This window comes from Halostella sp. PRR32, from assembly GCF_034808085.1.
GTDB lineage: Archaea > Halobacteriota > Halobacteria > Halobacteriales > Natronoarchaeaceae > Halostella > Halostella pelagica.
This window is the reverse complement of the sequence record NZ_JAXHGL010000002.1, coordinates 404747-429859: the sequence shown is the minus strand read 5'-3', so window position 1 is coordinate 429859 and position 25113 is coordinate 404747. Positions and strand designations below refer to the sequence as shown.

The 25113-nt window shown below is 59.2% G+C and carries 22 protein-coding genes and 1 tRNA gene; 10 read left to right on the top strand and 13 right to left on the bottom strand.

Annotation, left to right across the window (positions count from 1 at the left end; translation table 11 throughout):
* Position 1: 1 nt before the first annotated feature.
* From SM753_RS07375 to SM753_RS07360, 4 genes are all read right to left on the bottom strand, one after another.
* Positions 2-265 (bottom strand): hypothetical protein, encoded by a 264-nt coding sequence (locus tag SM753_RS07375; RefSeq protein ID WP_323191108.1) that lies wholly within the window; start codon positions 263-265, stop codon positions 2-4.
* 212 nt (positions 266-477) lie between these two features.
* Positions 478-1707, bottom strand: a complete 1230-nt coding sequence (locus SM753_RS07370) for an MFS transporter (RefSeq protein ID WP_323191107.1) — start codon at positions 1705-1707, stop codon at positions 478-480.
* Between the two features lie 247 nt (positions 1708-1954).
* Complete coding sequence (locus SM753_RS07365; RefSeq protein WP_323191106.1) at positions 1955-2314, bottom strand: hypothetical protein; 360 nt, start codon at positions 2312-2314, stop codon at positions 1955-1957.
* A gap of 218 nt (positions 2315-2532) precedes the next feature.
* Positions 2533-3090, bottom strand: a complete 558-nt coding sequence (locus tag SM753_RS07360; RefSeq protein ID WP_323191105.1) for a hypothetical protein — start codon at positions 3088-3090, stop codon at positions 2533-2535.
* A 152-nt stretch (positions 3091-3242) separates the two neighbouring features.
* Here SM753_RS07360 and SM753_RS07355 point away from each other — a divergent pair, with 152 nt between their 5' ends.
* The gene (locus SM753_RS07355; protein WP_135534943.1) at positions 3243-3539 is read left to right on the top strand and encodes a helix-turn-helix transcriptional regulator; all 297 of its coding nucleotides are present in this window, start codon (positions 3243-3245) and stop codon (positions 3537-3539) included.
* A 181-nt stretch (positions 3540-3720) separates the two neighbouring features.
* On the opposite strand, the gene SM753_RS07350 is transcribed toward SM753_RS07355, so the two are convergent.
* Positions 3721-4464 (bottom strand): universal stress protein, encoded by a 744-nt coding sequence (locus tag SM753_RS07350; protein WP_323191104.1) that lies wholly within the window; start codon positions 4462-4464, stop codon positions 3721-3723.
* On the bottom strand, positions 4464-5909 hold the full coding sequence (locus SM753_RS07345) for an APC family permease (protein WP_323191103.1): 1446 nt from the start codon (positions 5907-5909) through the stop codon (positions 4464-4466). The genes SM753_RS07350 and SM753_RS07345 overlap by 1 nt, the downstream gene beginning before the upstream one ends.
* 361 nt (positions 5910-6270) lie before the next feature.
* Here SM753_RS07345 and SM753_RS07340 point away from each other — a divergent pair, with 361 nt between their 5' ends.
* The gene (locus tag SM753_RS07340) at positions 6271-7440 is read left to right on the top strand and encodes a zinc-dependent alcohol dehydrogenase (protein WP_323191102.1); all 1170 of its coding nucleotides are present in this window, start codon (positions 6271-6273) and stop codon (positions 7438-7440) included.
* 148 nt (positions 7441-7588) lie between these two features.
* On the top strand, positions 7589-9943 hold the full coding sequence (locus SM753_RS07335; RefSeq protein ID WP_323191101.1) for a PAS domain S-box protein: 2355 nt from the start codon (positions 7589-7591) through the stop codon (positions 9941-9943).
* Between the two features lie 152 nt (positions 9944-10095).
* Here the strand turns inward: SM753_RS07335 and SM753_RS07330 are convergent.
* The 3 genes from SM753_RS07330 to SM753_RS07320 form a co-directional block, all read right to left on the bottom strand.
* A tRNA-His gene (locus tag SM753_RS07330) sits at positions 10096-10168 on the bottom strand.
* A gap of 36 nt (positions 10169-10204) precedes the next feature.
* Positions 10205-10984, bottom strand: coding sequence for an alpha/beta hydrolase (locus tag SM753_RS07325; RefSeq protein ID WP_323191100.1), 780 nt, complete (start codon positions 10982-10984; stop codon positions 10205-10207).
* A gap of 237 nt (positions 10985-11221) precedes the next feature.
* On the bottom strand, positions 11222-12052 hold the full coding sequence (locus SM753_RS07320) for a hypothetical protein (protein ID WP_323191099.1): 831 nt from the start codon (positions 12050-12052) through the stop codon (positions 11222-11224).
* 173 nt (positions 12053-12225) lie between these two features.
* Here SM753_RS07320 and SM753_RS07315 point away from each other — a divergent pair, with 173 nt between their 5' ends.
* Complete coding sequence (locus SM753_RS07315) at positions 12226-12942, top strand: Yip1 family protein (protein ID WP_323191098.1); 717 nt, start codon at positions 12226-12228, stop codon at positions 12940-12942.
* Positions 12943-13084: 142 nt separating this feature from the next.
* A complete protein-coding gene (locus SM753_RS07310; RefSeq protein WP_135534935.1) occupies positions 13085-13540 on the top strand; it encodes a DUF5814 domain-containing protein in 456 nt (151 codons plus the stop codon).
* A gap of 148 nt (positions 13541-13688) precedes the next feature.
* On the opposite strand, the gene SM753_RS07305 is transcribed toward SM753_RS07310, so the two are convergent.
* Positions 13689-14969, bottom strand: coding sequence for an MFS transporter (locus SM753_RS07305; protein ID WP_323191097.1), 1281 nt, complete (start codon positions 14967-14969; stop codon positions 13689-13691).
* Positions 14970-15290: 321 nt separating this feature from the next.
* On the opposite strand from SM753_RS07305, the gene SM753_RS07300 reads away from it, so the two are divergent.
* Both SM753_RS07300 and SM753_RS07295 read left to right on the top strand, forming a co-directional pair.
* Positions 15291-16148, top strand: a complete 858-nt coding sequence (locus tag SM753_RS07300) for an FkbM family methyltransferase (RefSeq protein WP_323191096.1) — start codon at positions 15291-15293, stop codon at positions 16146-16148.
* A 68-nt stretch (positions 16149-16216) separates the two neighbouring features.
* Positions 16217-17698 (top strand): sulfatase, encoded by a 1482-nt coding sequence (locus tag SM753_RS07295; RefSeq protein ID WP_323191095.1) that lies wholly within the window; start codon positions 16217-16219, stop codon positions 17696-17698.
* A gap of 34 nt (positions 17699-17732) precedes the next feature.
* Here the strand turns inward: SM753_RS07295 and SM753_RS07290 are convergent, their stop codons facing one another.
* Positions 17733-19259 carry a flippase gene (locus SM753_RS07290; RefSeq protein ID WP_323191094.1) on the bottom strand — a complete coding sequence of 509 codons (1527 nt, stop codon included), beginning with the start codon at positions 19257-19259 and terminating at the stop codon, positions 17733-17735.
* A 219-nt stretch (positions 19260-19478) separates the two neighbouring features.
* On the opposite strand from SM753_RS07290, the gene SM753_RS07285 reads away from it, so the two are divergent.
* Genes SM753_RS07285 through SM753_RS07275 form a run of 3 tightly spaced genes read left to right on the top strand, consistent with a single transcriptional unit; the run spans position 19479 to position 22542 of the window.
* Complete coding sequence (locus SM753_RS07285) at positions 19479-20399, top strand: hypothetical protein (RefSeq protein WP_323191093.1); 921 nt, start codon at positions 19479-19481, stop codon at positions 20397-20399.
* Positions 20400-21464 (top strand): glycosyltransferase family 4 protein, encoded by a 1065-nt coding sequence (locus SM753_RS07280; RefSeq protein WP_323191092.1) that lies wholly within the window; start codon positions 20400-20402, stop codon positions 21462-21464.
* Positions 21451-22542 carry a glycosyltransferase family 4 protein gene (locus SM753_RS07275; protein WP_323191091.1) on the top strand — a complete coding sequence of 364 codons (1092 nt, stop codon included), beginning with the start codon at positions 21451-21453 and terminating at the stop codon, positions 22540-22542. Before SM753_RS07280 ends, SM753_RS07275 begins: the two co-directional genes overlap by 14 nt.
* Before the next feature lie 205 nt (positions 22543-22747).
* On the opposite strand, the gene SM753_RS07270 is transcribed toward SM753_RS07275, so the two are convergent.
* Both SM753_RS07270 and SM753_RS07265 read right to left on the bottom strand, forming a co-directional pair.
* On the bottom strand, positions 22748-23905 hold the full coding sequence (locus SM753_RS07270; protein ID WP_323191090.1) for a glycosyltransferase family 4 protein: 1158 nt from the start codon (positions 23903-23905) through the stop codon (positions 22748-22750).
* A gap of 95 nt (positions 23906-24000) precedes the next feature.
* The gene (locus SM753_RS07265; protein WP_369335329.1) at positions 24001-25035 is read right to left on the bottom strand and encodes a glycosyltransferase family 2 protein; all 1035 of its coding nucleotides are present in this window, start codon (positions 25033-25035) and stop codon (positions 24001-24003) included.
* Positions 25036-25113 lie beyond the last annotated feature (78 nt).

The following is a 25113-nucleotide window of genomic DNA, read 5'->3' as shown; positions in this document are numbered from 1 at the left end:
GTCAGTCGTCCTCGCCGTCGGGGCTCGTATCGTTCGCCTCGGCCGTCCCGTCGCCAGCGGCGGTTCCGCCGCTGTCGTTTCCGTCCCCGTCCGCGTCGAGCAACCGTTCTATCTCGCTCTCGTCGAGGATGTCGACCAGGCTCGCGTCCTCGTGCTGGTAGGCCTCCCACTCTTCGTCGGAAAGTCGCTCTCTGAGCCCATCCTCGCCGAGGTGCGATTCGAGAGTGTCGTCGATGTCTTCCGGGTCGTATCCGGGTACTGGCATGGGGATGAGTACGACACCCACACAGTTATGCGCTCGCTGGCGTCAGATCGGTGAGACGCGCTCGGCCCTGTCACCGACCGGCGCGTAGCCGCGGTCAGCAGGCGATGGCGTCCGCCGAGCGCCGAAAGCTTCCCCTGTCTCTCCCCTCACGTCTGCATCGTCTGCAATCGGCGGTGACGACTGGAAACGGACTATTCCGGGGCGGCGGTCGGTCAGCGGTCGTCGGCCCACAGCACCCCGGCGAGCGCCGTCGCGCACGCTATCGACGCTGTAAGCAGCCAGAACGCCGGTCGGAAGCCGACCGTTTCCGAAAGGACGCCGACGACCGCGGGCGAGACGGCGCCCGCTCCCATCAGAAGCGTCCGGACGACGCCGAGGCTCCCTCCGGCGATCGATTCCGGCACGGCCGCCATCAGGTACGCGCCCCGCACCGGTCGGTAACCGTGGCTCCCCAGACCCGTCGCGACGACGGCGACCCCTAACAGTAGCGGGTCGCCGGTCGGCGTCAGGAGAACGAGCGCGACGAGCGCGACGGTCGCTAGCCCGAGCGTGGCTCCGATGACCGGCAGTTCGCCGACGCGGTCGCTCGCCTCGCCGGAGAGTATCTGGACGAGACTCGCAACGAAGAGCGCGCTGTACAGCAGGCTCGCCGTCGCCGTCCCGAGTCCCGCCTCGCTGGTGAGATACACCGGTAGGAACGCGACGAACCCGTTGTACGTGAACGAAAAGAGCACCGTCGCGAGGACGAACGCCGCGAAGCGCCACTCCCGAAACAGCGCGACGTACTGTCGGACCCCCGTCTCGGCGTCGCCCGCACCGGCGCGCTCGGACGTACTCGCGGCGATCCGACCGGGAACGCGAACGGCGAACGCCGCCGCCAGCACGACGCCCGCGACCCCGGCCAGGAGAAACAGCGTCCGCCACCCCGCGCCGACCAGTCCGGCCGACCCGAGAAAGACGGCGACTGCGGCGGGTGCGGCGACGCCCCCGAACGCGCCGACGGTGTCCATTACGCCGAGCGCCCGTCCCGTACGGTCGGGGTACGTACGCGACAGGAGGCGAACCGCGACCGTCTTGTGAACGCCCGTTCCCACACCGACGAGCAGCATCGCCCCGACGAGCACGACAAACGGCGAGTCGACGACCAGTGCGAGTGCGCCCGCCGCCGCCAGTAACGCGCCCGCCGTGATCACTGTTACCGACCCGACCCGGTCAGCGAGCAGTCCCGAGGGGAACTGCATCGCGGCGTACACGAGCATTAGCCCGGTGTACGCCGCGCCGAGAACGGCGTACGATGCGTCGTACGACCCCTGAAACGTCTCGAACAGCGGCGGGAACGCGTACCGAAGGAACTTCGCGAGAAACCAGATGAGCGCAGTCACGATCAGCGCGTCGAACCGTCGAAGCCGACGGACCGTCGATGTCGCGGACGAAGGGAACACGCCACCGGGACGGTTCGCGGCGGCGTCAAAAAAGCGGTCCGGAAGGCGACTCTGGCAGTCAGTACCGAATCAGCCGCGTGTCTCCGGGTGATCTACGAAAACCGCAAATGGGGGGGTGGGGGTGGGTGACGATGGGATATCACCCGTTCGGCGGTTCACAGCGTTCATATATATGTTATTTGCCCAATGCGAATTCCGGTGGGGGACCGCCGGTCGGCCTCGGTGCCGTCGACGGGTCATTCCTCGGTTACAGGCCGAGCGCGTCCCGAAGCGCCGTGACGATCCCGCGTTCCGTCGTCGAGAGTTCGTCCTCGATGGCGTCGAGTTCCGCCTCTCCGAACCGTTCGTCGCGGCGGGCGTCTCGGAGCCACTGCTCCCACTCCTCGGTCGATAGGGTTCCGCGGGAACCGTCACCCCACTGTTCGGTGAGGGCGTCCTCGTCGGGGAACGGCACGTCCATCTCGCTGTCGCCCCAGTACAGCGGCGAGAGTTTGAACGCGTCTCCTTCGTCGGTTTCCGGGACGAAGCGGTACGGGTAGTTGTTGTAGAGGAAGACGTCCTCCGGCGTGACCTCCTCGCCGTTCGGGAGTTCGAGTGTCTCGGTCACTCCGGGACACTACGCGGGCGACCCTCTTGAGGGTTCAGTTCCCCTCGGCGGAGCACGCCGGCCTGCGGAGAACGGTCGGACCGGCCCCTCCCGGCCATCCGAACGACTCGTAGAGACTGTCGTAACTGTGTCCGGGTATTCACTGACCCCGTGTCGGCGAACTACTGAACTGACTTGCAACAGTCCCGATCAGTTAGTTACCCGTTCGGCTCGTCCGGTTAACCGCCGGTGTCTGCGTCGTCAGAGTCTGAATCGTTCAGGTTGGGATCGTCGATGCTACTCCCGGCTACGTCCGTCTGATCGACTGTCGACTCAGCCGGGTCACTGTCGAGTTCGGTGCCGGGACCCGCGTCCTCGATGTCGACCGAACTCCCGACGACCTCCTGCGCTTCGTCGCCGCTCGCCCGTTGACTGTCGCCGGTCTTGCCCCCCGAAGCGGCCGCTTCGATGTCAGTCGAACCGATGACGTCCGTCTGGTCGATATCGGGCTGTTCGCCCGCGCTATCGCCGGCTGACTGGCGCTGTCCGCTGGCGATCGCGATCAGTGATCCGCCGAGGAGAAGCCGCGTTATCCCCCGTTCGCTGTCACCGCGTCCGAGCGTCACTATCCCCCAGAGGAGCCCGATACCACCGCTGAATCCCGCTACCGCGCCGGAGTTGATGGCCCGCCGTACGGTCCGTTTCGCCTTCGAGCCGTTCATGTAGCCGGTACTCGCCTCGCCCCGCTCTCTGCCGGCGGTGTTGCCCGGTTCCGTAGCGATGTCTCTCCCGTTCATGCGTTCGTACTGGTCGGTCGCCACGTCCAAAACCGATGGGGTCGGACTCCCGAACGCAACAAACACCGGGATGATCGATTCGATTCATCCTCAGAAACTAATAATTAATTATAAGTGTAGACGCACTAATATCCGTGCCGAGTAGAGAGACAATGTACGATCTAACCGGTTTCCAGCGTGACCTGCTCTACATTATCGCTGGACAGCAGAACCTCCACGGTCTCGCGATCAAAGAGGAGTTAGAGGAGTATTACGAGAAAGACATCCATCACGGCCGTCTCTACCCCAATCTCGACACTATCGTCGAGAAGGGGTTAGTCGAGAAGGGAGAGAAGGACCGCCGAACGAACGAGTATCGGCTCACGGACCGCGGACAGCGCGAGATAGAGGCGCGCAAGGAGTGGGAAGACCAGTACCTCACGCGGCGGCGGCCAGCAACCCCCGACTAGCGAGTTCTCACAGGTTGTGAACTGCTCGCACCGGCTACGTTCCCGCTACTACTCGCCTCCACAGCGACACGACACGAGGTACCGTCACCGCATAGTACCCCCGTCGACGCCACTACTGGTACTATCCCCGGATGAGTGCGCTGAGATGCAGTGATTGGGCTCGCTCGCGTCGATGTGGTAGTCACTCGGCGGGGGCGCTCGCGTCCGCGTCGCGTTCGTTGCGGACGACGATGACTGGTCCGAGCGAGCGGTCGGCGACCTGTTCCGACGGGTCCCCGAAGAGAACGCTCCCGAGCGAGGGTTCGCTCTCCCCCATCACGACGGCGTCGTGATCCGCGGCCGCCGTCGCGATGGCCCGGACCGGCGCTCCGGAAACAGTCACGTCTCCGGTGATCGCATCAGCGGCGACGCCACGCTCGCGGAGGAGACCCGTCGCCTCCTCGACTACCGCTTCTCCCGACGGAACGTCCGCATCCGTTTCCGCGACGTAGTACAGGGTGAGTTCGATGTCTCGGTCACCGACGACTGATGCCACGAACCCCGCGATTTGATCGAGGTCGGCATCGGTACCCACTGGGAGCAGTAGCCGTTCGATCCGGGACGATGGGTTCGGGTGGAGGATCGCCTCGCACCCGGTTTCGTCCGCGACTCGCTCAATCGTCTGGTCTTCGTCGTGGGTGAACACCAGGCGAGTCTCGGCGGTCCCGTCGGCCGCATCGAAGGCGGCAACGAGGTCGTCGAGTTTCGCCTGTGCCTGGTCCTCGAACTGCATTCGCGCCTGTCCTGGCGGGGTCTGCTCCGGGAGGACGTGATACCCGAGCAAAACCACCGGCAGCGTCGACAGGAGTTCGATGACGGTCTCGGGGACCGACTCCCCTTCGAGGACTTCTATCGGCACGAGGACGTTCCAGTCGGATCCGGGCATTACAGAACCCCCTTGAGTTTCACGTCGCGAGCGTAATAGAGGTACCACCCTGCGGACAGCGCCATGACGACGAGGCCGATCAGTTGGGACGCCAGTTGCATGAATCCGATGAGTGCGAAACTCGCCAGCGCTCCGAGGACGGGTACGACCGGATATCCGGGGGTCCGGAACTCAGGGTCGTACCACTCGGGTTCGTCCCGTCTGAGCGCGATCAGCGCAACGCACAGCAGTCCGTACATGACGAGATGCAGAAACGAGGCGACCTCGGCGAGAACCTCGACCTCACCGAGGAGGATAAGGACGATGATCGGACCGCCGGCCAACCCGAGCGCGACGTGTGGAGTCCCGTATCGCAGGTTGATCCGACTCGCGACCCGCGGGAGCAACGCGTCTTTGCTCACCGCGTAGATCGCCCGCGACGTACTCAGGATCGAGGCGTTCGCGCTCGACACCGTCGCCAGCAGGCCGCCCACGAGGATGGCGAACGCGCCGACTGGACCGAGGAAGCTCTCGGCGACCGACACCATCGCCGTCTCCCCGAACGAGGCGAGTCGATCGCTGCCGAACGCGCTGACAGCCACGAAGATGGTCGCGACGTAAAGCACGCCGACGATGAGAACCGACCCCACCATGGCCAGCGGCAGGTTTCGTCCGGGCTGTTTGATCTCGCCCGCGACGGTGGCGACTTGCGCGAAGCCGAGATAGGAGGTAAACACGAGTGCGGCGGTCGTCAGCACGGGAAACGCACCTTTCGACAGAAAGGGCTCGCTGACGGGTTCGGGATCGCCGATGAGTCCGAGCGCGGAGAGGCCACCGAAGCTGAGAAACCCGACGATGATCGCCAACAGGACCGCGACGACTCCGTTCTGAAGCTTCGCGGCGTTTTCCGTCCCAGTCACGTTCAACACCGTCAGGAACACGCCGAACAGCAGCGCCAGGGGGACGACGATGTCGAACCCGCCGAGCGAGACGCCCAGTCTGGCGAGCACCGCCTCCGCGTAGAAGCCGAACCCGACGAGGTAAAACGCCGAGGCAAACACCAGACCGAACCACAGCGAGAGCCCGACGACCGCCCCGAAAAGCGACCCCATTCCCCGCGAGATGAAGTAGTAGCCGCCGCCGCTACGGGGCATGGCCGTCGCCAGCTCTGAGGCCGGTAACGCGACGAGGAGCGCGACCACAGCGCCGATTGCGAACGACCCCGAAGCCGCGGGACCGGCCTGTCCAGCCGCGATTCCCGGGAATACGAAGATGCCCGCTCCGATCATCGTGCCGACGCCGATGGCGATGCCTCCCGTCAGGCCGATGGTTCGCTCTAGTTCGGTCCCTTCCTCCGTGACCGTCGCTTCGTCGGCAGTGGTCGGTTGTTCGAGGACCGGCGTCTCTCCGTCCCGGTTTGTGGGTTCTTCCGGAGAAACGCCCCCTTCAGCTGGTGTGCCACCCATACGTATACCTGACACGCTGACGGAATATACCTGCTGCACGATCTCCCGAACTCGCTCGGGGTCGAGAACCCGACTTGCAAGTGCGTTGCGTCTCTCGATTTGGATACACTACACAATTTTTAATGAATGTTCCGTGGTCGTAGATATCGGGGGATACAGTGAGAGACAGACTCGGATCACGGACGGTGCAGTGTTCGTCGCGCCGACGCGACGGGAGTATCGAGTTCGACGGACCGACGGGTCCTATCGAGGGCACCGAGAACGCCACCGGTACGGACGATGAAACCGGCAGGACGTGCCGACCTACCGAACGACGGCCGTGGAGAGGAGTTAGCGTCCACGGCCGAACCGGGAGGGGCCGATGAGAGCGCTCACCTGGCACGGGACGGAAGACGTTCGCGTCGAGGAGGTGCCGGAGCCCGAACTCGTCAATCCGCACGACGCGATCATCGAGATCACCGCCACCGCGATCTGCGGATCCGACCTCCATCTGTACGACGGCTACGTTCCGACGATGCGAGAGGGCGACGTGCTGGGCCACGAACCGATGGGGGAGGTCGTCGGCGTGGGAAGCGGCGTCGAGACTCTCCAGGAGGGCGACCGCGTGGTCGTCCCCTTCACGATCAGCTGTGGCTCGTGCTGGTTCTGTGAGGAGGGGCTCTACTCGCTCTGTGACAACTCGAATCCGAACGCGGAAATCGCCCGCGAGATGATGGGTCAGTCGCCGGCTGGGCTGTTCGGGTATTCGCACATGCTTGGGGGATACGCCGGGGGGCAGGCGGAGTACCTTCGGGTGCCGTACGCCGACGTGGGGCCGGTCAAGATCGAATCGGACCTGCCGGACGAGCAGGTGCTTTTCCTCTCGGACATCTTCCCCACGGGCTACATGGCCGCCGAGAACGCAGAGATCGAGGAGGATGACACGGTCGCAGTCTGGGGGTGCGGGCCGGTCGGACAGTTCGCCATTCAGAGCGCCTGGATGCTCGGCGCGGGTCGGGTGATCGCCATCGACCGCGTTCCGGAGCGGTTACAGATGGCGCGAGAACACGGGGAGGCGGAGACCGTCCACTTCGAGGAAGACGACGTTTACGACCGGCTCATGGGGATGACCGGCGGCCGCGGCCCGGACCGGTGTATCGACGCGGTCGGGACGGAGGCCCACGGAACGGGCGTCATGGGGGTCGCCGACAAGGTGAAACAACAGGCGAAACTCGAAGCTGACCGCCCGCACGTCCTTCGGCAAGCGATCAGATGCTGTCGGAAGGGCGGGACGCTGTCGGTTCCCGGCGTCTACCTCGGACACGCCGACAACGTCCCAGTGGGTCCGCTGATGAACAAAGCCCTGACGGTGAAGACGGGGCAAACGCACGTGCAACGCTATCTCGACCCGCTTTTGCAACGGATCGAGGACGGCGACATCGACCCGTCGTTCGTCATTACTCATCAGGAACCGCTGGAGAAGGGGCCGGAGATGTACGAGACGTTCCGCGACAAGGAGGACGGCTGCATCAAGGTAGTGCTGACGCCCTGAGGACGCGTCGACGGGCGTGCGGTGGCGGGGAATCGTCGGCCCGCGATCCGCCGGCCGCGTCGCATCCCACTCGGCTGTCAGGGGCGCACTACGCCGCGGGCCGTTTCCAAAGAAGGGTTTACAGTCGTCCCTCGACTATCAGTGCCAAATGGGACCGTCTTCCGAGGCGAACGCCGCGCTCCGCAAACGGGTCCGCCAGCAGGAGGTCGTCGCCGATCTGGGCGAGCGCGCCCTGGAAACTGACGACCTCGACCGGCTCATGCACGACGCCTCGGTCGCCGTCGCTGAGACGTTGGACACCGAGTACTGCAAGGTTCTGGAACTGTTGCCCGACGGTGACGAGGTCCTGCTCCGCCAGGGCGTCGGCTGGCGCGACGGGCTCGTCGGAACTGAAACCGTCCCGACGGACACTGACTCGCAGGCGGGCTTTACGCTGCTCTCCGAGGAACCAGTCATCGTCGACGACCTGCGCACCGAGGACCGGTTCTCCGGCCCCGAACTACTCACCAGTCACGACGTCGTCAGCGGGATCAGCGTCATCATCGGACCGCTCGAAGAGCCGTGGGGGATCCTGGGCACCCACACGACGGACTGCCGCGAATTCACGCAGGACGACGCGACGTTCGTCAAAAACGTCGCGAACGTTCTGGCCGCTGCGATCGATCGCACGGAGAAAGAGCGTCGCCTGCACGAACGCGAACGACGGCTCAAGCGATACAAGGAGTACTCCGACGACATCTTCGCCGCCGTCGACGACCTGTTTTACGTCGTCGACCGTGCGGGCAACTTCCAGCGGTGGAACGAGAGCCTGAACAGAGTCACCGGGTATTCGGACGTGGAGATCGAGTCGATGCAACCGCTGGAGTTCGTCGCCGAACCGGACCGGGACACGCTCGCGAACGGGATGGCGGAGCTATTCGAAACCGGGAGCTCGCGGGTCGAAGCGGACATCCTGACCAAGGACGGTGAGCGGATCCCGTACGAGTTCGTCGCCTCCGGGCTCGAAGCCCCCGACGGAACCCCCGTGCTGGCCGGTATCGGGCGCGACATAACGGACCGGAGAGAACGCGACCGGGAACTGGCCAAGTACGAGCGGATCGTCGAAACGATCGACGACGGAATCTACGTGGTCGACGAGAACGGCCATTACACGATGGTCAACGACGCGTACACCGAGTTAACCGGCTACACCCGCGAGGAGTTGCTCGGTGAGCACGCTACTCGTATCGTCGACGAGGCGACCATCGAACGGGCGTCGGAGCTACGGGCGGAGATGGCGGACGGCAACGCGGCAAGCCCGACGCTTGCCACGACGATCCGGACGGCGGACGGGAATCGCGTTCCGGTCGAAGTGACGTTCACGTCGCTCCCGACTGACGGGGGTCAGGAGCGAGTCGGCGTCGTCCGAGACGTGACCGAGCGCGAGAAACAGCGGCGGAAACTCGAGAAGTCCGAACGCCGGTACCGAACGCTGGTCGAGAACTTCCCGAACGGCGCGGTCGGCCTGTTCGACGAGAACCTGCGCTACACCGCTGTCGGCGGAGGGCTTCTGGACGTATCCAGCGTCGATTCGGAGGAGCGGATCGGAAACAGCGTCTACGACATCTATCCCGACGAGATAGTCGAGGAGGTCGAACCGTACTTCAACGCGGCGCTCGACGGAGAGTCACATTCTTTCGAGACCGACTATCATGACCGTCACCTGTTCGCCCACACGCTGCCGATCAGAAACGCCGACGACGAGGTGTTCGCGGGGATGCTCGTGGTACAGGACGTTACCGAACGCAGGGAGTATCAGCGGCAGTTAGAGGAGTCGAACAAACGGCTCGAACAGTTCGCGTACGCCGCTTCTCACGACCTGCAAGAGCCTCTGCGCATGGTTTCGAGTTACCTGCAACTGATCGAGACCCGGTACGGCGACGCCCTCGACGAGGAGGGTCGGGAGTTCCTCGAATTCGCGGTCGATGGCGCGGACCGTATGCGCGGGATGATCAACGGGTTGCTCCAGTACTCGCGGGTCGAAACCCGAGGCGACGAGTTCCAGCCTGTTGATCTGACGGACGTCCTTGCGGCCGTTCGCGAGGACCTCCGGATAAAAATCGAGGGCTACGACGCCGAGGTCACGGCAGAGTCGCTCCCGCGAGTCCGCGGCGACCCGGAGCAACTCCGTCAAGTCCTCCAGAACCTACTTTCTAACGCGATAACGTACAGCGGCGACGAACCGCCGCGAATTCATGTCTTCGCCGAACGGAGCGGCGCGGAGTGGACGGTGTCAGTTTCCGACGAGGGGGTCGGTATCGCTCCGGAGGACCAGGACCGGATCTTCGAGGTCTTCCAGCGGGCACACAGCCACACCGAACACTCCGGCACGGGGATCGGCCTCGCGCTCTGTGAGCGGATCATCGAACGGCACGACGGGGAGATCTGGGTCGAGTCCACTCCGGGCGAGGGGACTACGGTCTCGTTTACCGTTCCGGACGTACAGGAGGGGGCTAACGATTGATCTCGAAGTTCCTGACGAGTGGGTTCGTCGCCTCGAAAAGCGAGGTCCAGGTGCGAGAATCGAACCCGGTGCGAGACCCGGTCTCTCGTCTCGCGTGATTCGGTTCTCTTTCGGGGGACGGCACGCTCCTCACGTCCGTTCGTCGCGAGAAGGTCCAGGTGCGAGAATCGAACCCGCGTCTCAGCCTCCACAAGGCTGAAGGATAGTCCACTACCCCAACCCGGACACACCTATTCGTAACAGGTGAAGAATTAAAATACGTTACGACTCCGGGCTGGGACTGTCACGAAGAAACGGGCGCACCGCGTCGGCGACTCGTTCCGGGGCCGACTCGGTCGCGACGTGCCCGACGCCATCGAGTTCTACGAGACGAGTGTCCGGAAGGCGCTCGCGGAGCGCGAACACGGCGTCTCGCAGGTGTTCGGGCCCGCGTTCGCCGGTCAGGAGAAGCGTGGGGACGTCGATATCAGGCTCCTCCGGCAGTCGAAACGCCTCGACGGCGCGGTTCTCCCGGATGACCGTCTCGGTGCGGTCGAGATTCGCCTCGTCGGGCCACCACGGCAACGCTTCGACGTCCGGAACGCCGCCGGCTTCCTCGATGAACAACCGCATCGCCGCGCGGCGCTCGCCGGCGTCTAGCCGTTCCTGCATCCGGTCGGCCAGGTCGCCGCCGCGGTGTTCGCCGACCAGAAGCGCCGGTTCGTAGAGGACGAGTGCGTCGAGGTCCACCTCGTCGGCGGCCGCGAGTGCGACCAGTCCACCGAACGAATGGCCGAACACGACGGGGTCGCCGTCGACGGCGGCGACGAGCGTCCGCAGGTCCTCGACTTCGCGGTCGAGGTCGTACTGTTCGGCGTCGCCACTCTCACCCCGTCCGCGTCGGTCGGGAGTGACGAGAGTGAAATCCTCGTCGAGGTGAGGTCGGAGCGCGTCCCAGTGCCGGTGGCACCCCGACCCGCCGTGGAGGAGGATAAGCGGCGGTCCGTCGCCGCTGCGTTCGTAGGCTATCTCGATGCCGTCAGGGGCTGGTACTGTCCGCATGTCTCGGTTTGTTCTCGGGGATTGCCGCAGATAGCGCGTTCTCGGATTTGTGAGGCCATTTATACCGTCTTCGGGAACGACCGTTTCCCGACGGGGTGTGCGGAGGACTGACGGCTTGTGACATCCACCAGCGGGCGGTGCCGACAGCCCGCCTCGTATTCGTCGTCGAGACTCACACCGATCTGTTCGAACGGCCCGTGAAATCTCCTGCTGTCTTTCGACGCGTTACGGATGCATCTACCCGAACAGCAGGTCACGGAGCGACGTGTCCGGTTTGAACTGACTGACGAAGCCGTCGGGTAACGTATTCCACTCCAGTTCGTCATCGCCGGGAGTCGCCCACGTGTCGAACCCCGGATCCTCAGCGGGCGGACCGCCGCGGTTCCCGCGCGGCGGCGGTCCGTGAGCGTAGACGCCGTTCGGGTTCGGATACGTCCAGACGTGGAGCATACAGGGGGTTCGGCAGGGGAGTTTCAGGCTCGTCTTCCCGTCCGATCCGTACACCTTTTGGTAGTACCACCAGGCGAACCGCCCGGGAACGCCGGTGTGGTAATGCCACGGGGCACATGCCTCGTCGCCCTCGCCGTAGACTGCCGGGGGGTCGTCGACGGCCTCGCCGTCCTCGGTCGCGATGAACATCACGCCGATCGGTCGCCACCACTTGTTGTCGACGAGAACGGACTCCGGGCGCTCAGGATCAAGTACCGTCTCGTCGCCGAGATAGCCCGGATTGATCCAGTGGGAGTACCCGCCTTCCTCGCCGGACGACGCGAGGTCGAAGTAGGGGATGAACCCTTCGTCGATCAGCGTTCCGACGTTCGGGTAGCGGTCTTCGAGCGTTCGGCTGACCGCGTCCTGAATCGCCTCCGTCTCCGGATGGTCGTCGCTGCAGCCGTCTCCGTGTGCGTCCGTACAGTGTTCCATCCCCGGCCGGATCGTCGCCTCGGGACAGCGTCCGGCGGTACCGATAGCCTCTCCGCTGGCGTGGCGAACGCCGACGGGCGCGACACCGAACGCGCCGGACGTGGTCCGCAGTACTGACCGACGGGAGAGATGGCGATCTGGCATGGTACCAGACAACACACAGGCAGCGTAAAAACGGTTTTTCGACGGATTGACGACGGTATCGTGCGTTTAGATGCGGTTTTATACCCGAGTACTTGCGTGTCCGTCGCTTCTGTGGGTGGCTATCGGTACGATGGTTCAAAAGAGATTTACACGCGAAATTAAATACCAGAACTGTGTCCCCTCGCACACCCCTCCTCAGACCTGACAGGTATTTCGACGGACGCCAGATCAGCCTCGCTCGCGGCATCGCGGTCGTACTTCTCGTTACCGTTGGGCTGACGGCCGGGGTGTACTCTCTCGGGTTTATCCTGACCGAAAACATCGACGGCACTGTCACGGTCGACAACCCCGACCGCCCCCCGGAGAGCTTCTGCGACGGCACGTTCGAAAGTGCGAACGGCAACGCTGACTGCGATGAACCGGCGACGGTCGACAAGGACATCGACGTCTTCCTCTGGAAGGCCGTCGGCAGCGTCGCGGGGCAGATGATCGTCGGGGTCCCGGTCCTCTGGTTGTTCGTCGGCCTGCTGTTGTACGCCGGGTCGTGGCTGTTCGATGGCGACGGGCCGAGATCGAACGCCTGGGTCGTCGCGGCCTGGGGGCTGGTCCCGAGCGTCGTGAGCTTCGCCGCCGTCCTCGTCGTCCTGTCTCTCACGTTCGATCCGGTGACGGTCACTGCCGGAACTGACCCGACGGTGTTTCGCGACGACGTGATCGGCGAGTTGGGCGTACTCCATACGGTCGGAGCAGTGTTCGGACTGCTGGGGACGCTCTGGGGCGCGGTCATCTGGCGGTTCGGTCTCGAAGACGGTCGAAACCTCTCGGGTACTGGGGCATCGATCGTGGCCGGCGCGGTGGCCGTTTTCATGTTCCTGTTCGGCGCGGCCTGACCTGCGGCGGACTGTATACTGACGGACGGAAGTCAGTGAAGAATTTCGCGGGGACGTTCCCGCGAAATATCTGAACCAGTTACGTCCGACAGTATAGAATCCGGGACGCTTTTGCTCACGCCGCCCTTACGAACGGTCAACAGTGGCCATCACGGACAAGATATACGTCAAGAACCACCGCCAGCTCGCCTCCCAGCTGGAGACGAACATCCCGAAGGGGGCGTTCAAGGGGGCGACGCTAGACGTGCTCTTTCAGGGCGACGGTCTGGAGAAACTGAACGAGGCGACGCGGGACAAGGTACTCGACTTCGCGGAGGACTTTCTGGACTGCGGCTGTAACAACAACCCGTACTGCGGACATCCCGAGGAGAAGTTCGTTCGCTACCTGCTGGAACTGCGCGCGCAGGGTCTCGGTCCCGCGGCTATCGTCGACGTGATGGGCGACGACTACATGCTGTACGCCTACGAGGGCGACGTTCTGTCGTTTCTCGACAACGGCGTCCGGACGCTCGAAGCGGCCGAACAGCTCGCGCAGGTCGACGGAAACGAGGAGATGCAGCGGCGGATCCGCGACGAAAAGGAGACGCTGTCGGGCTGAGCGACAGCAGTTCTCTGAGACTGTAGTAGTCTGCGTTTCTCCCCGTCGTCCCGCGCCGGCCGCTCGTATCCGGATGCGTCGGCCGAAGGTTTTCCGAATGCGTCGGACGAGCCTCTCGCGTTCCCGACTCCGAAACCGGTTCCGCGAGTCAGTCGGTCGGGAAGACCGACTTCTTCGACGTCACCGTTTCTTCGACCTGCGACCAGACCAGTACCACCCCGATAGCGGCGAGGAACGCGCCGAACGCGAAGGGGACCACGAACCCGAACTCGACGAGAAACCCCGACACTAGCGGCCCGAAAGCGACGCCGAATCCGAACGCCATCGTCAACACGGACAGCGTCGATCCGGACTGCCCGTCCGGGGCGATGTCACCAGCGAGCGCGAGCGCGGGGGCGAACACCATCGCCCCGGCGACGCCCTGAGCGAATCTGGCGGCGAACATGAGCCACGGGTCGTACAGGACCCCCTGTACGAACGTCGTCGGTACGAGAAGAACCATGCCGAGTACGATGAACCCCTTTCGACCGTAGAAGTCGGTCGCCCGTCCGATCGGCATCTGGAGCAGGATCTGCGCCAGGACGAACGCCGCGAACTGGAGTCCGAACAACGTCGGCCCCTGGTTCAGTCGCGCGTTGATGATATCACCGAGCGTGGCGAACATCGCGATCCCGACGGCCATGAAAAACGAAACCACGCCGAGAGTGAAGACGGGGTCGAGTACCCCTTGGCCAGTGCGGTCGATCATGGTGATTCCGGCCATCGAATCGCCCGCCTCGGCCGATTCCATGTCGGGATCGCGGATCAGGAACGCCACCAGAACGAAACTGAGGGTAGCCGTCAGCGTCGCGAAGTAGAACGCGGCGTCGAACCCGTTAAACTCGACTTGCACGGTACTCAACTCCAGTGCGTACGGACCGGCCGACACCACGGCACCGGCGGCGATGGGACCGACCCCGAAGCCGACAAGCCTGAAGGTGTTGTAGGTGCCCATGTTTCCGCCCCGGTTCGTCGCCGTCGCCAGGTCGTTTACCAGGGCCACGGTCGTCGGGATGATCAGCGCGCCAGCGATGCCCTGCAGTACGCGCAACCCGACGAGATGCCAGTACGCCGACGCAAGCGAGTACGAGAAACTGGCCACACCGATGAGTACCAGGCCTATCAGAACGAACACCTTTCGACGGCCGGTTCGGTCGGACAGTCGACCAGTAACCGGTTGCAACGGACTGTTGACGAACCCGAACAGGGAGAGGACGATGCCCGTTACTGCGACCTCTGTCAGGCCGTACGTGTTCCCCTGGATCACTCCACTCCCGATGAAAAGCGGGAGCACCACGATGAGAAAGGAGTTTCCGACCGACTCGGTCATGCGGGCGAGCGCGAGGGTCAACACCTGCGGATCGATCTCCAATCGACTCGCTATCCCCATCGAGTCACCGGCACTGACTTCACCATATAGGGATATCCGCGTCTCCGGTGAATATTGTTGTGGATACTGACGGACGCCGGTGACGAACTACTGTAGTCACTGAAGCGGTTGACACGCTGATCGCATCGCTGTCCTGCGATCAGATGTACAATCACTGTCAGCGGCTACTACACATGGGGCGTTCCTGTGACACCGCTGAAACAGGGGACCTGACCTAGGAAACATTAGCGCCGTCCCTCACAGGTATCGCGTATTCATTGACTTAATTACAATAGTATTAGTACATTGTATTTAATACAGAAAACAACATCGTGTTGTACTATGAGATCCGTTCAACGGTTCCTACACACCTTCCGGTCAAAGTTCCTCCAGTACGGATACCGCGGACCGGTAAAAAACGTCATGCAGCGAACAGGAATTGATGTCGCTCTCGACAGGACGTACTATCAACTGTTCAATTACATGGACCGGTTAGAGGAACGAAACCTCGATGAGACGACACAAACGATAACCATTGACGGGACGGAGGCGACCTTTCGGAAACAGTCCGCACGAGAACACAACTTTCTCCCCGACGTTACATCAAGCTACGAGAACCAGCTGTTCGACGATCTACTTCACGAGCTAACTGACGGGGACGTCTTCTACGATATCGGTGCTCATATCGGCCTCATCAGCTGTATCGTCGGCCTCCAGGAGACGGACGTGGATATCGTCTGTTTCGAACCCCATCCGAAAACCTTCGATAGCCTCGTTCGGAATTTAGAATTAAATGACGTAGATGCGAACGCGAAAAACTACGCAGTTTCAAACGAAGATGGGGAGATACGATTCGATATTCGCCGAGACACGGCGGGGGGAATGGGTGCCGTTCGGCAATCCGGATCAGGCCCGACAGTTCCAGTCAAGACGCTCGATGCCGTCGTGGAAGACGAAAACGTAACCCCGCCAACTATCGTTAAATCCGACATTCTCGGTGAAGAGGGCAACTTGGTCCGTGGGGCTCCGAAAGTGCTGTCTTCGGACGAGTGCCGACTCGCATATATTGAAGTTCATCCCGCTGCCCTGAACCGAAAGGGCAGCAGCGAAGACGAAGTCCGAACCCTGCTGGCGGAATACGGATTCGATATCGTGGAACTGACAGACGAAATACTGAAGGCCACGAAGCGGACCCGCTAGCTCAAATTATATTCCTCGGAAGGAATAGTTTGATTAACTCGTGAGTAGTAATTCACACAACTGTAGTTATGGGTGAAAATGAGCCGGATCCGAATATTGTACTGATCGTTATGGACACCGCTAGATACGATTTTGTCGGGAAAACCGAACGGAATGTCACTCCGAACCTCGCCGATATCGCCTCTCGGGGAACGTCCTTTCAGAACGCGTTTGCAGCAGCACCGTGGACCTTACCATCTCACGCGTCGATATTCACGGGTGTTCATCCGTCCGAACACGGTGCCCACGCCGGCAATAAGTATTTAGATCCGTCAGTTCCGACTTTCCCGGCGATTTTACATCAGTGCGGGTATACGACGATGGGGGCCTCTAACAACGCCTGGATCAACGATCAGTTCGGAATTATTAGGGAGTTTGATAAGTTCTTCAAAGGGTGGAAGCTGATTCAAAGGGGGGAAGATTTCGGAAAAGCCGGTCTGACAAACGAAGGCCGTGACAGATTACGGAAAGCAGTGAAAACGACGCTGTCGGGCAACCCTGTTATCAATTTTCTCAACGGACTGTACCATCAAAACCGGTCCCGATTTCGCTCCGATAACGGAGCGGCGAGGGCGAACAAATGGATCCGTAAGCAGTTACAGTCGTATTCCCGGGACGATCCGGTGTTTCTCTTCGTGAACTACCTCGAACCGCATCTGGAGTACGACCCGCCCGAGCGATTTGTAACGGAGTTTCTCCCAAGCGGTGTAAGCTACGAGAAAGCGGTGAACGTTCCGCAGAACCCCTGGGAGTACATCAACGGGTCGCTCTCCCTTTCGGAAGACGAACTGGACTGCCTGAAGGCGCTCTACGCCGGCGAGATACGATACCTCGATCACAGGATCGGCGAGTTGCGAAGGACAATCACCGAAACCCTCACCGAGAGAGACACCATCTTCATCATCACCTCGGACCACGGGGAGAATATCGGCGACCACGGACTGATGGACCATCAGTACTGCTTGTACGATACGCTGGTACACACTCCGTTGATAGTCGAGGGAGGTGGGTTTTCGACCGGGACGAACCCGGACGAACTGGTTCAGCATACGGATATCTTTCCCACGATACTCGACCTGATCGGCGAAGAGGACGCGTCCGTGAAAGAGAACCTCCGCGGGAACTCTTTCCATCCGAATGCTGAAGAGAGCGGACACGACTTCGTGGTCTCTGAATACATGGCTCCACAGCCTTCGATGGAAGCCCTAACGGAACGGCTCTCCGAGGTAAATGATCGTATGCGGACGTTCGACCGAAGTTTACGGGCGATACGTACGAAGACACACAAACTCATTCGGGCCTCTGATTCGAACAACGAGTTTTACGACATCCGTAACGACCCCTGGGAATCAGAGAACCGTTTCGCGAAAGACCGGGAAACCGTAATCGAACTCAACCGAGAGCTAAATCAGTGGGAACGGTCCAGAGCCATGGCACCGGAGGTTCGGGACCAAAACGCCGACGTTGACCGCCAAACTGAAGAGATACTGGAGGAACTGGGATACCTTTAGATTACCACATCTCAGTCGGTGGGGTGTGATCGATCTATTCCAGATACCCGAGTAACGCGTTCGTTCCTTTCTCCGGGAGAACATTATCTAATATCCTCACTTCGGCGTCTTCTAAGCCTAAAACGACAAGGCCCGCTAAGTAGACACCGAACCCAAACACACCGCCGAAAAGCAATGAGAGCGTATTCCCCATCAGTGTCTTCACACCGTACATCGCTACCAGTCCGAAGACCCCGCTTACAGCGGGTTTCAGCATCGCCTTTGAATACGGGAACAACCCCTCCATATGATACACCTCGGCGATCCGAATGAGGTTAATCACGCTGAGCGAGAGTGCTGTTGCTATCGCAGCGCCGACGATACCGTACTTTACTATCAGTACGTAGTTGAGTATAGTGTTCAATACGCCGACCGTAACCTGATTGCAAAGAACCAGATACTGATGGTTAGACATCATGAGAACGTACCCACTGGGACCGACTAAACCACTAATCAGCTTTGCTATCGCTAACAGTATCAGAATAGTAGCTCCGGTCGTGAAGTTGCTACCGAAAAGTTGTAACACACTATCTCGGAACGTTATCAGGTAAGCCGCCAGAAACAACGACGCTGTGAACGACCATCGTGTCACTATTTTATATACGGCGTTCAGCGTTGGCTTCTGATCTGACGAGTAGAGCTTCGACGCGATCGGTGGAAACAGTTGGTTTATCGCTGATAACGGAAACGCGATAATGCTCGATACGAGTACGACGACGTTGTATACTCCGACTGAACTGGAACTGAGCAGGACCCCGACCATTAGAACGTCAACTCTAGTATACAGGATCGATGCCGCGTCTTTCAGGCTGACTGGAAGGGAATAATTGTAATACTCATAGATCCTGCTCGGTGAGTACGAAAACGTCGGACGAATTCGGGACTTCCGTATGAAAAACAGCAGTGAAACTGCGAATAAAAGAACCACGGAGAACAGAAACGAAAGCAAAAACCCATACAGCGACAGACTCAGTACGTATGTTGCCGCTGCAGCGAACGTGTATACCGTCGGCCGTAGGATTTTGTCGATCAGTATCGGATACGATGCTATCTCCATGGCGCGAAAGGAACTTTTAATGACTTCGACGAAGGTGAGAACTATCAGAATAAGTGAAAATATCTCAAGCGCGGGAACTAGTAGCGGATCTTCTAATGTGAGAGACGTTATTACCCCGGAAAACAGGTAGAGCGTCCCACCGATCAAACTACACCCCAATAGCGAACTGATAACTGTTAGACCGAATATGTCGTTTTGAGTGGACTTGTCGTCCTCGTACTCCGGTATGAACTTCAAAACGGACTTGTTCGCACCGAAACTGGAGACGAGAAGCAGTGACATGACGAGTGAGTTCGCAAACGCGAAAATCCCGTACAGGTCCGCCCCCAGTGATCGCGTGAGTAGTAGGTTAAATACAACCAGTAATACGTTACTCGCCACTATCCCGAGGAAATACCAGTACGACCCTTTAACGACTGAATCGAGGGACGAGACGATCAATTTCGACGAAGAACCCTCCCCCATTACTCACGACACCTCTCGTAGTGGCTAAACAGACTCATAAGGGCCAGGCATCAACGGTTGTTCTCCGCTGGGTAGGTATTATACCTCTACATATCAATTTATCTTAAGACTATTGAAACGACATTCAATTAGAAATACGTCTGTATTAAAGTAAAATGTATTATATTTTCTATTAGTGAGAATTAGTTTAATTACTCTCTAAGAGAATACTACCTTCTGATGGGTTCAACTCTGGTCTCTGCAGTTCAACACCCTCGACTGGCAGTACAAAAGTTAAATAACTTATACCATCGGCGGCTGAACAGGAGGCGGTATAACGAAAACGGTGTCGACGTATTTGAACAGGACTGGGATAATCTGATCGTTCTCGACGCTTGCAGATACGATACGTTTTCCGAGAACTGGTCGCTGACTGGCGATTTATCCCGGAAAACATCTCGTGGATCGAGTACGATCGAATTCCTCCGTGGGAACTTTGCGGGCCGGTCACTCCTCGATACGGTGTATATCACTGCAAACCCCCAGCTATATCACAATTTCAACTCCCTGTCGCCGGAACTGTTTGATATCGTTAACGTGTGGAGGGAGGACGGTTGGGACTCCGAAACCGGCACAGTTCTCCCGGAAACCATGAACGGGCGCGTCGATGAACTACAGGCTCAGTATCCGAACAAGAGATACGTCATACATTACATTCAGCCACACTACCCATTCATCGACTCGAACACCGACTTCGATAAAGGGCACCTATCGGGAAAACGAACAGACGAGGTGAACCTGTGGACCAAATTGATGAAAAACGAACTGAGTGTGCCGAGAAACGAACTCTACGCGCATTACGAATCGAATCTGAAGAGGTGTATTCCACACGTAGAGGAGATCATCGATGAGTTAGATGGGAAAACGGTTGTCACCTCGGATCACGGGAACCTGTTCAACGAGTCTATGTCGCCGATACCCGTACGCGGGTGGGGCCATCCCTTGGGGATCTACGTCGATGAGTTAGTGAAAATCCCATGGTTCGAGTGTCCATTCGAGAACAGACGTTCCATCGAAAAAGGCTCGAGAAAGGAGAGATATCAGCTCGAAGACGTAGGCTCAGTCGAGGAGAGACTCCGAGATCTCGGGTACACTGCATAGATGGAACCAAAAATAGCGATATTCACGGGCTGTTTCACGAACAAATTCAACATAAAAAACACCGTGACGAACATCGGGTGGATGCTTGAGCGGTATTCTCTCGATCTGGTTACGACTACTGAACCGAGCTATCGCACTCGTATAGACGAGTATTACGATACCGTGTATCGAGGGAATTTCTCGTCCGGACGGAGAGCCGAGGCGGCTCTCGCTTGGCAGTACGCCGCACACAATGATCCTGACCTCATACTGCAGATCACTCGCCCGCCGACACACGGGTTAGTGGTGGGCATAGTCTCTGAGGTTCACGATATTCCGTTTCTCTATAGATACAGCGGTGACCGGTTTCGCTCGTACCGGTATCAGGACGGGTACAAGAAACCCGTGTCGTATCTTGTCAACAACGTCTTTGGTCGTGTTCCCCCGGTACTTGCGGATCGTTCCATCGTTCTGGGAGAAACCGGTCGGAAACGGCTCGTCCGACGGAACGTCCCGGGAGAAAGAATCGTCAAGATCCCCCCGTCGATTAACTCTAAACGGTTTCAACGAAACGATCTGGGCGAAATCGACTTCGGCACGGACAGGGACGTAATTCTGTTCATTGGGCGGTTCACTCCGCAGAAGGGGTCGCGTTTACTGAGACAAACGCTTCCACGGGTAGTCGAACGACGGGAAGATCTGCATTTTGTATTCGTCGGACAGAGAGACGGAACGGAACCTGAACTCTCGGTGATACGGGATCACGTCGATTTCGTTGGCCCGGTCGATCCGGGCCGAATACCGGAGTATCTACACGCCGCTGACCTCCTTATTCATCCGTCCTTGACTGAGGGCGTTCCACGAGTGATCTTAGAAGCGCTGTCTACGGGCACTCCGGTCCTGGCTCGCAACGTCGGTGACGTCGCGGAGGCAACGTCTAATCTGTTCAGTTCGAAGAGCGAATTCGTGTCAAAACTGACGAATTGGGAGCGCTTACCTGTCGAAAGCCCGGAACGGTTCTACCGGAAAAACGTTCGAAAAAAGCTGGTGAACACAGTTGAGGAGGTAATCGATGACTCTGACTGAAATCGTAGTCGTCTCTGAAACCAGAACAGAAGAACTTGCAAAGCCGCTTTCGACGACTGACGTCTCAGCGTCCATCCTGACGACGAACCCGGATAGCAGTCCCGTCTGGAGATACCCTTTGTTGTTGCTCTCGGCACTGTATCACGCGGTAGTTAAGCGGCCGGATGTTATCCTCGCGAAAGGAGACGGGTTCGCTAGTTTCGTTGCGACGATAGTCTCGATACTGACTCGAACTACGTTGATCGTCCGACTGGGTGGCGATGCGTGGCGAGTCAACCGAGCAAAGAGGAAAGAACATATCCAGCAGCGCAACTATAAAAAATATTCAATATACAAGGCTCGGAGTCTGCTTCGTCGGTTTACGTTCCGTTTCACCCACGGATTCCTAGTCGTTTCCAACGAGATCCAGCGTAGCGTCGAACAGTACACGGGTTGTCCTCCGGAGCGGATAGAACTCGCGCCCGTACCGAAGGAGGTCAGCGATAGTCGTGATACCGCGTCTGATCTGCAAGAGGAGGGCCCTTTTACTGTTCTGACTGTCACGAACTTACGGTTCAAGGGAAAATACGTAGGGACGCGAGAAATGCTGAAGGCGCTGAAGCCGATCCTATCCGAGAACCGGTCGGTACGGTTCGTTATCGCCGGTAACGGCTCCTATTACTCGGAGTTACTCGAAGATATAAACCGCATCTATCCGTCTCCCGATGTGCGCTGTCGGATCAACGCTGTTGGACACGTTGATACCATCTCCGAACTGTATCGTATGTCTGATATACTAATATATAAGAGCTATACGGACGGGATGCCGAATGTCTTCCTCGAAGCTCAAGCATGGGAGCTTCCCGTCCTCACCAACAGTGCGTTCGGTATTGACGATTATACGGACGGTCCGACCGGACTTGTAACGTACTCAGATACGGCCGAATTTCGGCGAACGATGAGCTCACTGCTCTCTTCGCCGACTCGACGGCGTGATATCGGTCGAAAAGGCCGAAAGTACGTCAAAGAGAACCACAGCAACGGAGTAACCGGCGAGCAGATCCTCAGCTCCGTCGAGTCGATCTTACAGAATCGTTGAACAGAACGTTACAGACGTAGATGAAAAAGACAGCACTGGGACGACCGGAATAGACAGGGATCGTAGAACTCTCGATCCGGTGATCTCGGAGAAGGATATAACGTAAAACGGAGCCAGTGGAACGGTCACACATGCTCTACGAGATAGAAGAATTGATCAGCACGAATGACAGCAGAATAATGGCTACTTTCAGACGCCACTCCGACTATACCGCATCATTCTCACGCTTGTTGCGGACCTTCTTTCGAGTTGCCGTAGTTACGTCCTCGACTGTTTCCGACCATGAAAACCGCTCTTTGACGATTTCCCTGCCACTCTCCCCCAATCGTTTTAGTTCCTCTTGGTCACGAAGTAACGAGAGAACCCTCGTGGCGAAGGCCTCCGCGTCCCCGACCGGTGCTGTTTTGCCGACCTGTTGTACGAGCGAGGCGATCTGTTCGAGATGGGAAACTACGACTGGCGTTTCAGCCGAGAGCGCCTCCAAAACGACCCGTGGAAATCCCTCCGTCCGACTCGGAAGGACCAGAACGTCGGCGGCCGAATAGATCGACGGCATCGCGTTGTACTCGATGTGGCCGAGAAAATGCACTGATTTCCTGCACCCAAGCCTTTCGGCCAAGTCAGTGAGATCAGTCCGCAACGGGCCGTCCCCGCACAGGAACAACTCCGCGTCAGGATACGTCCGTTTGACCGTTTCGAACGCGATCAGAGCGTCCTGCGGTCGTTTCCCCTCACAAAGTCTTCCGACAAACAGGATCGCTGGACCGGACGACTCTATTCGAGGGTCGGAGTCGGTCTGCGGTCGGAACATCTCGTGGTCGATGCCGTTGTGGACGATTTCAATGTCCGTACTGATCCCGAACTCACGGAGCTGCCGCTTTTCTTCGGCTGTGTAGCAAAAAACGACGTCCGAACGATTCATCGTGAACCGTCCAACGGTGCGGTTGTACACCTCAGAGAACCAGTACGGGACGCTTTGAGAGTGACTGCCGTGATTCGTGATGAGTAACGGTGTGTCGTTGATACACCTGGACAGAGCACAGAAATTCGTCGTTGCTCTCAGATGAGAATGTGCATGCACTACGTCGTATTTGCCCAGGTCGATCAGCGACTTGAGAACGTCTGCGGAAAACTGGTTTTTAAACAGTTCCACAGTACAGGGATATGCGGTCACGTCGTAGTGGTCGTCTCTGTATCCACGGCTGTCGTCGGACACGGTTACTACCTCTACGTTGTGACCTCTCAAGCCCTGGTCTCTGCTTAATGCGTGAACGTGATACGCGCCGCCACCGAGGGCTTTCGGATACACTTGTTGAGCTACACGTAGTATCTTCAGATTCTCGGCCTCACACTGATCTGTCATTGCTGTATTGAACTCACTGCGACATTCACACTGCTACACACGGGAGAGTACCGTCCGAATGGGTCTCGTTCCAGAACGGGGAGACGGATCGGTCATTATCGTAGCCAACTGATGAGGATCGCCCGAGTTAGTCCGACCGCGTAGCCGATCTGTGGTTTCTTTGTCTCGCCGGCCTGTCTCTCTTTGATCATGATCGGGAGTTCTTTGATACGCAGCCCGTTCTTCCGAGCTTCGATGATCAGTTCCGGTGCGCTGAACCGCTCTTCAGTCAGCGTTAACTCATCCAGTTCGGACCCCCGAATCGCCCGATAACCGTTCGTACAATCGGTGATGTCCGCCTTCGTCAGCACGTTTATCAGCACCGTGAAGAACCGAATTCCACTCTGTCTCACGATACTGTTCCCGGATTCGTCCTGGCCGATATGTCTCGATCCCATCACGTAGTCCGCTTCTCCGTCGACGATCGGCGATACGAGTCTGTCGAGTTCCTCGACCGGGTGTTGTCCGTCACCGTCCATCGTCACGACGACCGCCGCCCCGTCGCGTTGCGCGATTTCGAACCCGGTCTTCAGCGCGCCGCCCTGGCCCTGGTTGAGCGGGTGTTCGACGACGATGGTACCGTTGTACCGCGCCCGTTCTGCGGTGTTGTCAGCGGACCCGTCCGAAACGACCACGGGTTGAACGTAGTGTCCTCGAACTCGGTCCGGGAGTGACTGAACCACCGACTTGATAGTCTCTGCCTCGTTGTACGCCGGAATGACTACGTAGATGCTCTCTCGGCCGCCGTCTGTCATCGGCGCGTCGTCGACTACGAGATTGCGCGTTAGTTCCGAGAGGTCGCCACGAACGTTCTGGACGACGCTCGACACGTACAGTAGGAACGTGAGCAGGCCGAGGTTGGCCGCCATCGACATCACGAGTGGTCGCTGTTGTATATCGAGGGCCCCACCGAGTATTCCGAAAAGCCCCGGAGCGAAGGCCATGGCCAACAGTCCACCGGCGAAGATCACTGCGGCGAAAAGATCGCTTTTGACGAACCGTGACCGATATCGTTCGAACCCCCAAAGGAGGACGCCTATTGCAAGTAGTAACAGGATCGAATCGAGGGTAATGATCGGTACTTGCATCATGACGCGGAATTTCCTGCAGTGTACCCCTCATTTGGCTCCACTTTCCACTCGTCGTACTCGGCACACTTGGACCAGCCC